Here is a 13452-nt window from a genome sequence, read left to right as displayed (position 1 = left end):
CTTTTCGTGGGGCACGGGGAAGCGCGGCGGCTCTGTAAGAACCTATAGGTTCTTACAGGCGCTCAGGCTGATTGGGTTGGAGGCTGTAAGAACCTATTTGCGCTTACAGCTGCTTTTGGTAGGGCACGCGGAGGCGCGGAGCTGCTTTTCGTGAAGTCACCAGTGAGCACAGTAACTCTCTGTGGCTCTGTAAGAACCTATGGGTTCTTACAGGTGCTCAGGTTGGTGTGTTTGGAGGCTGTTAGCACCTATTTGCGCTTACGGCTGCTTTTCGTGGGGCACGGGGAAGCGCGGCGGCTCTGTAAGAACCTATTTGCGCTTACAGCTGCTTTTGGTAGGGCACGCAGAGGCGCGGAGCTGCTTTTCGTGAAGCCACCGGTGAGCGCAGTAAACTCTCTGTGGCTCTGTAAGAACCTATGGGTTCTTACAAGTGCTCAGGTTGGTTAGTTTGGAGGCTGTTAGCACCTATGTGCGCTTACGGCTGCTTTTCGTGGGGCACGGGGAAGCGCGGCGGCTCTGTAAGAACCTATAGGTTCTTACAGGCGCTCAGGCTGATTGGGTTAGAGGCTGTAAGAACCTATTTGCGCTTACAGCTGCTTTTGGTAGGGCACGCGGAGGCGCGGAGCTGCTTTTCGTGAAGTCACCAGTGAGCGCGGAGACTCTCTGTGGCTCTGTAAGAAGCTATGGGTTCTTACAGCTGCTCAGGTTGGTGTGTTTGGAGGCTGTTAGCACCTATGTGCGCTTACGGCTGCTTTTCGTGGGGCACGGGGGAAGCGCCGCGGCTCTGTAAGAACCTATGGGTTCTTACAGGTGCTCAGGTTGGTGTGTTTGGAGGCTGTTAGCACCTATTTGCGCTTACGGCTGCTTTTCGTGGGGCACAGGGAAGCGCCGCGGCTCTGTAAGAACCTATGGGTTCTTACAGCTGCTAAGGTTGGTTAGTTTGGAGGCTGTTAGCACCTATGTGCGCTTACAGCTGCTTTTGGTGGGGCACGCGGAGGCGCGGAGCTACTTTTCGTGGGGGTATGGGTAGGCGCGGAGGCTTTGTAAGAACCTATTGGTTCTTACAGACGCTCTGACTGGTTAGTTTAGAGGCTGTAAGAACCTATTTGCGCTTACAGCTATGCCTTGTTCAGTGAACCTACTGATGCGCGTTTGATTAGCTGAGTAGACAGCAGTACATGCTCCGGCGTGACGTCCGGGTTCTCGATGCGCCGCAAAATCATTTGAGCAGCGCGACTGCCGATATCAGCTTTAGGCACGCGTACCGTGGTAAGTTTTGGGGACATGATTTCCGTCAGCGTCAAATCGTCAAAGCCGATGACTGAAATATTTCCAGGGCAGCCAATACCCCAATCACTGAGCAGCTTCAGTGATTCGAATGCCGTAAGGTCATTCGCACAGAACAGCGCGGTCACCGGCTGATCGGCTTTTACAAATCGGCTAAGCACCTTCGCAAACTCTGCCGCCACGTACATACCCGTGCCGCTTACTCCGATGCCTTCAATCGTAACCGCCGTGGCGTTGCTCGTGCTTTTACGATTGAAATCACGAATCGCTTCCTCGAAGCCCCGGCTTCTCTCCCGAAAGCTCCATGATGTATCCGCATCGCCAACGAAGCCCAGCTTCACATGGCCGGATTCAAGCAGATGGTTCGTAGCCTGATAAGCGCCAAGAAAGTTGTTAGCGAGCACATGGTCAATCGATGACTCCAGTAGATTTGCATCAACCATCACATAAGGAAAATCAGTTGCCGCCAATGCTTCGATATAGCTGTCCGGCAGATGGCCCATGACGATCGCTCCGTCCACCTTTTTCTCGTAGATACTCGAAGGCAAACCCTCTTTCGGCGACAACGAGATATCAATGCTCGAGAGAATCATGCTGAAGCTATGATTAGCGAGCTCTTTTTCGATACCGTGTATAACCTTGCCCCAATACTCCATGTCGTCCAGATATGCACGCGGCATCAGTACCGCAAGATTGCCCGTACGTGAGGCTGGAATCGTCTTGCGCGAGGATTTCATGCGATAGCCCATTTCCTCCGCTTTTGCCCATATCGTTTCCTTGGTTACTTCATTAACAGCGGGATCATTAGACAATGCCTTGGATACGAGCGCTTTGGACACGCCCAGCTCATCAGCGATTAATTGCAGCGTAATTTTTTTCATGTCCTGCGGTTCCGTCCTTTCAACTGCCGTACTCTAATTTAAACAATAGAACTTTTTTCAACATTTTTCAATAAAAAAACTACAATATCTCATTAATTTCAGCTAATTGCACCTCAACTGACTAAAAACACCCGTTACTCCCTTCTCTTAGATTCAGCCTGTACTGGACGCGAACAAGCCGCGAGCGTAATGCCCACGGCTTGTTCAGCGTACTTTATTCAAATTAAGATCGTTTACTGAACAATTCGTTCAGCAAACCGATGCAGAAGTGCTGCAACCTCAGCACGGGTTGATTCGCCCTGCGGATCCAGCACGCCGCCAGTCTTCCCGGTGATGAGCTGTGCCTCAACCGCCCAGTGCATGGCTTCCTGCGCCCAATCGGAAACCTGTACCATATCTGCAAATGCGGAATACTCCGCCGCTTGCGGCACTACGTCCGTAACTGCATGTTCTTTCCTTTCCGCTCCCGCTCCCGTAACTGCCTCTTGGTCTATTCCTTCCAATCCTGCCCCCACAAATGCCTCCGCCACTTGCGGCAATACGCCTGCAATCGCGGCACCTGCGGCATTCGCATCCGCGTAGCCGCGAAGCGTCGCGTAGCGATAAAGAATCGTGACCATCTGCTCGCGCGTAACCGCGTCCTGCGGTCCGAACCGGCCGTTGCCGTATCCGGTCACGATGTCTTGCTCATCGGCCCATGCCGCAGCTCTTTCGTACCAGCTTCCGGAAGCAACGTCCGTGAAGCGGTTAGCCCTCGCAGCCGGTTCCTCCGCTAGTCGGTAAAGCACCGTGACGAGCATGGCACGGGTCATTTGGCCTTTTGGATCAAACGTTTTGTCGTTCACGCCAGAGAATAACCCGCCTCGCGCGACATAAGACACGCTTTCGTAGAACCATTGTTCCTTCGTCACATCCAAGAAAGGATTGCGCCATGCAGCGGCCTCGTCATAACCGACCACATAATAAGAAAGATGATCTACTGAGAAGCGAATCGTCTGCGAATCTGCGTCGTAGAGGCCCGGAACGCTCGACAATTTCCCCAATTCATCCAAATACCAAATCGCTACACCTTCTCCCGATTCGCCCTTTTTCAAGACGTATGGCAGCGCAATGTTCAACTGACCCTCGAAAGATGTGATTTTCCGTCCTCCGCTGTTCATCGAAATATCGTATGTCTTGTTGCTGCCAGTCGCTTTGAGCTGTTCAGCCGTAAGTTTGGTTGTGTTAACCGCTTCAAGCGTAATCGTCACACGCTGACCTGCCGCTTGCTTCGCCACGGATAACAACGCAGCGAAATCCAGACGAACCGTCCCGCTCGGCAGCTTAAATGCCATGCCTTTCTTAGAGTCGGCCAGCTTTTGCAATACGGAGACGCCAAGCTCCACCGATGCAGCACCCGTTACGGCGCTTAAATCAAAGCTTGCTTCTGCAGAAGCTTTGGCGAGAAGCTCGCTTAGCTTGCTGCCCGTAATCGTTAGCGCGACATGATTTCCGATTAAGCTGTAAGGAATAGACACAGCCTCGCTGCCCGTACCGACTTTTATCGTCGAATCAACAGCCACGCCACCGCCATTGCTGCTCCCGCCTGCCCGGATCAAGCCCGCATAAGCCGCCTTTACCGTTTGCAGCGCTTGGTTCAACTCGTCCTGAGTCACGCCGCTGCCGCCTAGCACTTCCTTCGCCCCAGAAACCGCAAGGGACAAAGCTTCCCAAGAGCTCGACGTATAATCGCTCGCATTAAGCAGAGCAGCCTCTGCCAGCAGCTGTTCAAGCTTGCTCCTATCAACCGGCGTTACCGTATTGTCGCGCGTCGTAAAACGCGGCATGCCTTCGGTGCCTATGCTGTTCCGATAAAACTCCGCCATCGCTTCCATCGTATTGTAATTCCATGTCCGAACTCCCCATGGCATCGCAATCGTCCAATTAGGCTGCGCGGCTTGCTCCGCCTGCGTCGGGAAGACGAACGTTTCTCCTATGATCAGCGGCTTGCCATCGGCTTCGGCGATTCGCTTCGCCTGCTCATAATAACGCGTGGCATACCCGCCAACATCATAGAAATCAACGGAGAGCACATCGTAATAATCTTTGCCCGGACTGAAGCTGTTCCAATCATTCGCATCATACTCCGCAAGCCCGCCGTCAATTCCCTCATAGCGGTCGAACTTGGCATCGCCGTCCGCAAAGCCGTAATCATCCGGCAAGTCCTGAACGTTCCATACCCAAACAATGTTGGAAAGACCCTTTTCCTTCTCCATGTAATCGTGGAACATGCGATAGAGCTCCGCGCTGCCCTCTTCGCCCGGGCGTCCGCCCCACCAGAATACATGCTGGTTCATCTCATGGAATGGCCGCAGCATAATCGTTACGCCCGCGTCTTCCAACTGCTGCAAATACTTCGCATATTCATCCATCCGCAGCTTCCAGTTCGTATGGAGCGGCGTCCCCTCCGTCATTAGCTCTTTCCACTGGTCATTATACAAGTAGCTAAAAATGCGGTTAGGACTTGGCATCGTTTCATGTGCCTGGTCTCCGCCCCAGTTGCCCTCGGACTCCTGCTGCACCGTATATTGCGGAGGCGATACATGGAACATAATCTGAACCAGATTTCCGTTGTTCCACTGACGAATAACCTCATTAATCATATTCTGGCGGAATTGCACCGTCCCGCCTGTCAGGAAGTCCGCGCTGTACAGCGCCGGATAAACGCCGAATTCATTCGCTACCCTCTGATGCAGCACGTCGTTGCTGCCCGGATTCGCATAGGACTGGTCGTGATGCATGGCAGACAGCATTCCTTTGCCGGTCAAGTCGTTCAAATACTGAACGACGTCCACCGCTTGCGGCAGCTGACTTACGTTGATTTGCAGCTCGGCGTTAACATCGATCGTGTACGTTGTCCCATCCCAATAAAGCTTAGCCTGCTTGAGCTTAACGCTTGTGCCGCCTTCGCTCAGGAAATCCCCTTTCGGAACAAAGCCAGATCGGTTAGGCAGTACGGCTTCGTTCGTCGATTCGTAACTCACCTGTACGATTTTCCCCCCGTTTGGCACGGTAGCGCTGCTGTTTAGCAGTGAAATCAGGTTTCCGACACCATCCGCCTGTACATTAGTCGATTCAAAAGCAATTTCAGGAAGATCCGGCTTTTGATCAAAAACGAGACTGATCTCGTCAAGCGTCAACGTGCCGCCCGCGCCTCCGGCAACCTGATTCACATAGAGGGCAAAGCTAACGATCCCTTTCGTGTTCAGCGTACCGCTACCCTCTTTCCGCTTGAATGCCTCAATCGGAATGGCGAGATGCTGCGGCGCTGTAGAAGCTGCGTCAAAGCCCGCGAACTGATTCAGATGCAGCTCATAGGATGCGCCATCCGACAATTGAAGCAAAATATCCTGTCCGGAAGCATCGTTCTGAATCCATAGTTCAATAGCCTTCAGGCCTGGCCAGTACCCATTCACCGGGTGCGAGCGGCCCGAGTAGCCATTCGTGAACGCATACGTGAATGTCATCGCATTGTTCAGGCTTGCTCCGAACGGCGACTTCACCAATTCAATCGTATTGGCACCGCCATTCGTATTGCGGGCATACGCACTCTCGAGCTCTGCGCTGCTTGCGTAGGAGGAGAAATCATCCAGAACCATGCGATAATTGCCCACTTCGCCTTCCAGCGTCTGCGCGAATAGCCAATCGAACGTCCTGACGCCGTATGTTTCGTCATAATAATTGTCCAGAACCGGCACCCATGATTGATGGCCGTCATAAGTGACGCCATTGTAAACCATATTCGCGAACTCGGTATACTTCACGTTCGCTTGGCGGCTGGACAGCTCCTCATAAGCCTTGCGGCTGTTGGCCGCGCCGATCGTGCCGTCATTAGCGGCATGGAACAGCCACAATGGAATCTTCGTCAGCTTGTCATAGTCTCCTGCGGATAAATTCAAATTGCCGGGTACCGTAGTTGTGCTGCAGATCGGAACTGCGGCAGCGTATAGCCCGGGCTCTTGAAGCAGCATTTTCCAAACCCTTGTGCCGCCTGCCGATCCGCCAAGCAAATAGATTCGCGAAGGATCAATTTGGCTGTCGCTTGCGAGCAGCTGTTTCACGAGCGCATTCGCCCCATCGACAATATCGTCGCTGGCGCCGTGGGCAGCGCTGAACTGCGGCGCTAATACGTACATGCCGCCATAGGCTGCTTGCGCAGCAGGCTCGGCGAAAGCAACCGCGCCTTTGCCGGATAAAAGCGGCATCTCGCCGACAGAGCCTCTCTCGCCATTGCCGTGCAGCCAAACGACTAAAGGATACTTTTGGCCTGCCTGTTTGTCTTTCGGCGTGAACAGATTATAGGCATGATCGCCGTTATCATCGCTATAAGTCCCTTGCTTAAACTCATCCACGATTAAATTGTTCTGGTTCTTAAACACGTAGCTGCTGTTGTGGGCCAGCTTGGTGCCGAATGCGGACTTCTGCTTGACGGCGTAATCCAGCGTCAGCAGCGTGGTCAGCCGATTGACGCTATCCCATGCGGTAGTCGAGGCTTCCGCGAGATCGCGCCCCATTTTGAATTCCAGTATGGCATATCGACCGGTAGCGGTACCTGTTCCTGTCATTTGGCCGCTGTCGTTGACGTAAGCCTTCGTAATCGTGCGCAAGCCGTCAAACGCTGCCTCGCCCGAACTTGTCGCATGCTTCGCGCTCACCTCGAACGTATGAAGACCAAGATCCGCCGCGTTCATCTCCGTGCCCATATCGATGACGACGCCTTTTACGTTTTGCCCCCAGTTCTGAACCTCCGTGACCAGGTCGAAAGTAAACGTTTCGGTCCCGACGCCGCTTCCGCCATCAACCGTAGAGGCAAAAACGGGCGTATCCACAATAGACAGCGTGTTTTTGTAGAATCCGCGGAGCTCCTCATCGGTGTTATATACCCAGGCATCGTCCGCCCAAGGCATCATCATGACGTAATCGCTATACTTTGCGATACCGGCCGCATTCAGCAGCTTGAAGCTCTCTCCAATGCCGATTGGCTTCGGACCGTCACTCCCGCCTGCTTCCGCAGCATATTGCTTCATCTGCTCGTAATATTGCTCGCCTCGGCTTCCAAGCCCGTTGGTGTAAGCATCCAGCGTCAAAATATCCCAATACGCGTTGCCCGGATTATAGTCGTTCCAGTTCAGGCGGTTGTCGAAATCCTGAACGTTCCACATCCAGATCAAATTGTCGAGCCCTTTCTCGTTGACCAAATAATCCTTGGTTAAGCGATAGAGCGCAGCGGTATTCTCCGGAATTCCCGCCCACCAGAAAGCGTGCTGATTCATTTCATGGAAAGGGCGTACCATCGGAACGACACCCGCATCCTCAAGCTGCTGCAAGTACGCTGCGTATTCGTTCAGGCGCAGCTTCCAATTGCCGTTCAGCTCTCCTCCATCCGTAAGCAGGCTTTCCCACTCGGCAGCCGTCAGATTGGTTTGAACCGCATTGCTGCTTCCCGACCAATCGGCGCCCTCCTTCTCCTCGGCAACCGTCCGCACCGGGGATGTTACGTGGAACATCAGGTTGATAAGCGCTCCGTCATTCCACTGCCGGATTGCCTCATCGATCATTTTTTGCCGGTTCGCTACATCATCCTTGAGGAAAAGAAAGTCGCCGCTCCAGATTGCGGGTGTAACTCCCGTCGTTTCCATGATGCGATCGGTCGTTATGCGCGGCCTCTCATTCGGCTCTTTGTTGTGCATGGCCGATAGCGTCCCCTTCCCTGTCAAAGCCTTCAAATAAGCCAGTATATTGACGGGCTCCGCGAGCTTGCCGACGTCAATGCTCACCGCCTGATTCACGTCAATTGCATATTGCTTATTGCCGGAATAGATGGTCACCTGCTTGATCATGACTTCGACTTTACCTTCGCCTCGGAATACGCCTTTTGAGGAAAATAGACCGTCATTCCTTAAAATGTCTTCGCTGCTGCTCGTATACAGCACTTGGAAAATCGAAGGCGCATCGCCGGCATTGCCCGATACGAGCGAAGTAACCGATGTGTTTCGCTTCAATAATGAAATAAGCGTATCATTGCCCGTAGCCGTCCAATCGGTCTGCTGGAAAGCTACCTTAAAGCGCGGGGCTTCCTTTGCGGGCGCAAGCGTTGAATAAGAAACGCTATCGAACAGCAGCGTTCCGCTGCGATGCTCGCCGCCCAGCTTTTTGACATAGAAGCCTAGTCCGCTGATGCTTGCCAAGTCTAGCTCGGTCCCTTTTTCAAGCGGCTTAAACGCCTCAATCGGTATTTCCAAATACTGAGCCTGCTTCGAGGTGGCGTCATAGCCGCGCAGATCGAGCAGATCAAATTCGAACCAGCTGCCGGCCGCCCCGGACTTAAGCCGCACGAGCACCGTCTGGCCGCTGTTGCCGTTGCCCTTGAACCACATCTTGATCGCCTTTGCGCCAGTGATGTCCATATTCAAGCTGCGGAACGTTCCGGAGTAGCCCGAAGCGCTGCTTGTGTTATACGTCATGCTAAGCCCGCTTTCGCCGCCTCCGTTGAAAGGCGAGGACTGCAAAGCGACCGTGTTGCTGCCGCCGCCCGAATCACGCTGGTACTCGGCCGACAAAGCAGCCTGGCTTGCATAGCCGTCAAAGTTCTCGATGTCCGAGTCTCCGACCCGGCGGGTCTGGAATCTCGGCGTATCCCCGATCGCCAGATTGCTTTGATAAAAGGCTTTGATCGCTTCCGCCGAATTTTCGTTAAACGTATCGCCTGCCCAAGGCATGGCGAATACCCATTTGGGCTGCTGCGCAAGCTCTGCCTGCGTCGGAAGGACCCAGCACTCGCCGATGGCCATCGGCTTGCCGCCCGCTGCGGCAACCGCCTTGTCGTAATTAGCCTGGGTATAGCCTGCCGCATCGTACACATCAAGCGCAAAAACATCCCAGTAGGCTTCGCCTGGATCGAAGGCTGACCAATCCGCTGCGTCGTACCCATAAGCATCTCCGTAACCAGCCGGCAGATCCTGTACGTCCCACACCCAGATCAAATTGTCCAGACCCTTCTCGTCGACCAGATAATCATGCGTCAATCGGTAGAGCGCTTTCGTATAGGACGGATTGCCTGCCCACCAGAACACATGCTGATTCATTTCGTGGAAAGGACGGAACATGACGGTTACGCCAGCGTTCTTCAACTGCGCCAAGTACCGGTAATATTCATCCAGCCGCTTTTTCCAGTTCTCATTCAGCTCCCCGCCGTCTGTAATGAGGCTTTGCCACTGCGCCTCGCTCAGGTAGGATTGCACGCCATCCTGATTGGCAACCGCCGTACGGTCATCCCATTTGCTGCCGGCCTTCTCCTGCTCCACTGTCCGATTAGGCGGGGCTACATGCAGCATAATATTGACGAGCGAACCGTCGTTCCACTGGCGTATCGCCTCATCGATCATCGTCTGCCTAGCTGCCACGTCACGGGCCTGGTACAGAAAGTCCCCGCTCCAGATTGCCGGCGTTACGCCTGTCGAGCTGAGAATCCTGTCGGTAGACTCACGAGGGTTCGTATTCGGCTCTTTGTTGTGCATGGCCGTTAGCAGCCCATTTCCCGAAAGCTGGCTCAAATAGGCCAATACATCAACAGAAGCTTCCAGATTAGATACTTCTATCGTTATTTCTCCATTAATAGCTATCTCTTTCACCGCGCCGTTTATTTGCGCGAGCACCGAGCTCAGTTTTACGCGCACCGTTCCGGCGGATTGAAAGACTCCTTTGTACGCGTAACCCTCCGTATTCGCCAGAACGGCTGGGTTGCTGCTCTCGAATGAGACGCCTACCAACCGCCCGCCGTCGCTGACGTCAGCATTCGCGTTCAATACCTTCAACAGGTTATCGCTTCCTTGCGCCGTCAGGGTCGTGCTGGTAAACGTAACCTCACCGCTGCCTACCGGTTTAGACCCAGCGGGCACATATCGCACGATATGGTCTAGCACCAAGTTCGAGGATGCCGACAGCTCAGACGTCTTGTTCACGTATAAGCCGAACCCGGTCACAGCCTTCGGTTCCAACGCCATGCCTGCGGCTTTTGGTTTGAACGCGGCGATCGGAATGATCAAATATTGCGGCTCCGTCGATGCAGGATCGAAGCTGCCGAGCTCATTCAAATGCGCTTCCATGGCTGAATTAGACCCGCTCGTAATCTGCAGCAAAATATCCTGGCCCAGCCCGTCGCTGGTAAACCACATGCCGATGCCGCCGGTCCCCGTCCAGTCTTGTCCGGCAACCGACTTGACCGCGCCGGTATAGCCTACGCCGTTGAACGCAGCCGCGTCATACGCGAAGCTCATTGCTTTGCCCCCGCCAGCGGAGGCGGATGCGACGAGCGTCTTAGCATTAGATCCGCCGGATGGATTGGATACCCAAGCTGCGGACAGCGCAGCATCATCGGCATAGACTTCGAAATCGTCTAACGCTGCTTCTTCCGCAAAGATCAGCTTCACCTCGTCAAGGAAGGCATTCCCCGTTCCTGAACCGCCCAAATACATCGAAAACGAAATGACGTTTTCCGTACTCGGGAGTTTAGCGGTACCTCCTTTCAGCAAAAATTGATCAACGGGAATGACCAAATGCTGCGGGTCCGCGCTGCCGCTGTCGAAGCCCGCGTACTTCTTTAGGTCAACCTCGTAAGAGGTACCCGGCCACGCGTCGCCAATGTTCAGCTGCAAAATAGGATTCTGTGCCGGGGCAGGGAGCTGCACCCATAGCTCGATGGCCGACAGCCCTTTCCACGCGCCGTTCAGCGGCAGGCCGCCAACATCCCTGCGATGGATAACGCCGTTATAGCCTTGGCTTAGGTTATATGAAAATTGCATCGCCTTGCCCAGCCCTTGGCCGAACGGGGAGTCGACAAAGGATATGGAGCCAGCGCTCGGGTTAAGATTGTAATCGCTTGCAGAAGACTCGTTATAATTATCCAACACGATTTTAAAATCATCGCCCAAATCTCCCAAGCTGCTTGGCTGTACCGCACTAAGCCCGAATACGCTCGCAGACTCGGCTGTTTGTTCCAGCTCGGATACAGCGTCATCGCCTGCCAGCACTTCGATCTGTGCAGAGGGCTCCTCGCTGGCAAGCACGGCGACTGCATCTCCGAGCATCCCGAACACCATAATTAGTGACAGTAAAAGCGATAATCCCATCGAAAGCCTTCGTTTTCTTTGCATACCTGTAACACTCCTTTGTTCAAATCTCTAAAATCGAGCATCCGTCTGACGACATTCGTGCTGGCCGCTAAGCTCGGACGGACTGTTGACGCGGAGCCGGTCCTTCAAGCGCGTTCTCCGTCCATGGGTCCGGTGTCTTGGGACCCGCCATTCATGCCACGCTGATAGCAAACGGCTCATTGGATCCCTCGGCTGTCTGTTCAATCGCCGTCTTCTCCCCAATCCAGTCACTTGCGTTTGGCTCTTATCCTTTGTTGCCATTGCCTGCATTCCCTGAACATGCCGACTTAACAGCGTTACAGCCATAGCCGCGCCATCCTATGGCCTTTTTGCACATTCCCCATCCCCCAATTCATCCCAATTTCAACCTTTTTAACTTTTTGAACACGCTTACATTTTCAAATAGATTATATAACCGACCTGTTATTTTGTAAACAACAAATTTAAACATAATTACTTTTATATAAATTAATATAATTGAAATGCTTGCCATAAAATTTAATAAAGTCGAGATGATAGTAAGATACGGCGCGGTATTTGTCGATTAATTGGGAATCCAAGCTTAATCGACTCATGCCATTATCCATGTAGTTTTTCACTGCGACTTCTTCCTCCATCCCATAAGTTGAAATATGTTGAATAAACACCGCGGCATATGCAGCCAATCTCCACTAAGCCCCATTTTTGCGCCCCGCATATAAAAATAAAAAAACTGCCCCGCTGCGGATAAATCCGCAACAAAGCAGCCCTTTTCTTGAATGAGCCAGCTGAACCGGCCCTGCTTATTTTCCGTTGATCAATGCCAGGTTTTCCTGCCATCTCGCCGTACGGAACTCGTTAACCTTGTCGAAGCCGAGATCGGTTGTAGTCTTCTTCGCTTCCTCAATGAGCTTGAGCACCTCCGCATCATCCTTCGCGAAGAGGATTTTACCGAAATACTCATTGGCCATTTCGCCGACCTGTTGGTTGATAATTCCCTCATCCGTCTCTGGAGCCGGATCGATATTGTTGTACTGCGTCATGTTTTGCGACGTTTTCCAGGCGATGTTCAGCTGTGCCAATGAGCCCCCAGTTGACGCCGGAGCAGACAAACAGCAGACAGCGAAAACGTCGATTTTGGAGGACGCGTTTCTCAACCGGCTGGAGAAGGAGCTGCTATTCTCGCTTCAGAATGAGCAGTGCGAGCAGGCCGTCGACGCCATCGAGGCGAGTATGTGCCATATTCGCGCCAGCTCCAGCTATTCCAAGGCTGAAGTGCACTTACGGTCGACTAGCCTGATTCTCGAGCTGCAGAAACTCGCCAAGGAACGCAAGGTCGCATTCATAGAGTGGCAGGACAGCTTCGTTAACTGGATGGAGCAAATTCCGAATATGGAGACGCTTGATGAATGCACCGTGGTGCTTCAGAAAATCGTGCAAAGCATCGTCGAGGCCGTATCGAACCAAAAGTCGCTCCACCGTACGGTTCACGCCACCATCGAGCTTATTAAGCAAAGATACAACACCAACCTTACGCTTGAGCTTGCGGCTAAGGAGACGTTCGTCAGCAACTCCTATCTCAGCTCGCTCTTCAAGCAGGAGCTTGGCGTCAATTTCCTCGACTACCTTCATCAATACCGGGTTGAGCAGTCCAAGGAATTGCTTCGTCAAAGCTACAAAATATACGCGGTCTCCAAGCTTGTTGGCTACCAGGAGGAACGCCACTTCAGTTCAACCTTCAAGAAGTGGACCGGTCTAACGCCTCGGCAATACCAGAAAAATTACAATGCAGAATAAATCGTGCAAGGACGCGGGGCATGGGGTTAAAGAGCAAACTGCATACATAAACTGCACACATAAACTGCACATTAAATGTTCTTCCGATCGCCATTGCTCAGGGATTCCTTTGAATCAACTTAAAAAGGTTGGAATCCCTTCACAAAAACGACCGCTGACGCTTCTCCAGAATCATTTAAATGCTCCGTATACCGATGCAATATACTCATTGTTATTTAGGCTAAACGGCAAACTGCGCATAAACTGCACATTAAATGTTCTTCCGATCGTCATTGCTCAGGGATTCCTTTGAATCAACTTGAAAAGGTTGGAATCCC

At 52.9% G+C, this 13452-nt stretch carries 5 protein-coding genes; 1 reads left to right on the top strand and 4 read right to left on the bottom strand.

Annotated elements, in window-relative coordinates; all coding sequences use genetic code 11:
* Nucleotides 1–1118 precede the first annotated feature (1118 nt).
* The 4 genes from AC0YN3_RS32865 to AC0YN3_RS32850 all read right to left on the bottom strand — a co-directional run bounded on the left by AC0YN3_RS32865 (nucleotide 1119) and on the right by AC0YN3_RS32850 (nucleotide 12420).
* Nucleotides 1119–2168: a LacI family DNA-binding transcriptional regulator gene (locus AC0YN3_RS32865; RefSeq protein ID WP_475779031.1), complete on the bottom strand. Its 1050-nt coding sequence runs from the start codon at nucleotides 2166–2168 to the stop codon at nucleotides 1119–1121.
* Between the two features lie 233 nt (nucleotides 2169–2401).
* Nucleotides 2402–11359: a glycosyl hydrolase gene (locus AC0YN3_RS32860; RefSeq protein ID WP_475779030.1), complete on the bottom strand. Its 8958-nt coding sequence runs from the start codon at nucleotides 11357–11359 to the stop codon at nucleotides 2402–2404.
* 443 nt (nucleotides 11360–11802) lie between these two features.
* Nucleotides 11803–12024 carry a hypothetical protein gene (locus AC0YN3_RS32855; RefSeq protein ID WP_475779029.1) on the bottom strand — a complete coding sequence of 74 codons (222 nt, stop codon included), beginning with the start codon at nucleotides 12022–12024 and terminating at the stop codon, nucleotides 11803–11805.
* Nucleotides 12025–12141: 117 nt separating this feature from the next.
* Entirely contained in the window at nucleotides 12142–12420 is a 279-nt protein-coding gene (locus AC0YN3_RS32850; protein ID WP_475779028.1) for a hypothetical protein, read from the bottom strand.
* On the opposite strand from AC0YN3_RS32850, the gene AC0YN3_RS32845 reads away from it, so the two are divergent.
* Nucleotides 12404–13135 carry a helix-turn-helix domain-containing protein gene (locus AC0YN3_RS32845; RefSeq protein ID WP_475779027.1) on the top strand — a complete coding sequence of 244 codons (732 nt, stop codon included), beginning with the start codon at nucleotides 12404–12406 and terminating at the stop codon, nucleotides 13133–13135. The two genes, AC0YN3_RS32850 and AC0YN3_RS32845, sit on opposite strands and share 17 nt — an antisense overlap.
* Nucleotides 13136–13452 lie beyond the last annotated feature (317 nt).

It is taken from the genome of Paenibacillus sp. J22R232 (assembly GCF_056269165.1).
This window is presented reverse-complemented; position numbering and strand designations above follow the sequence as displayed.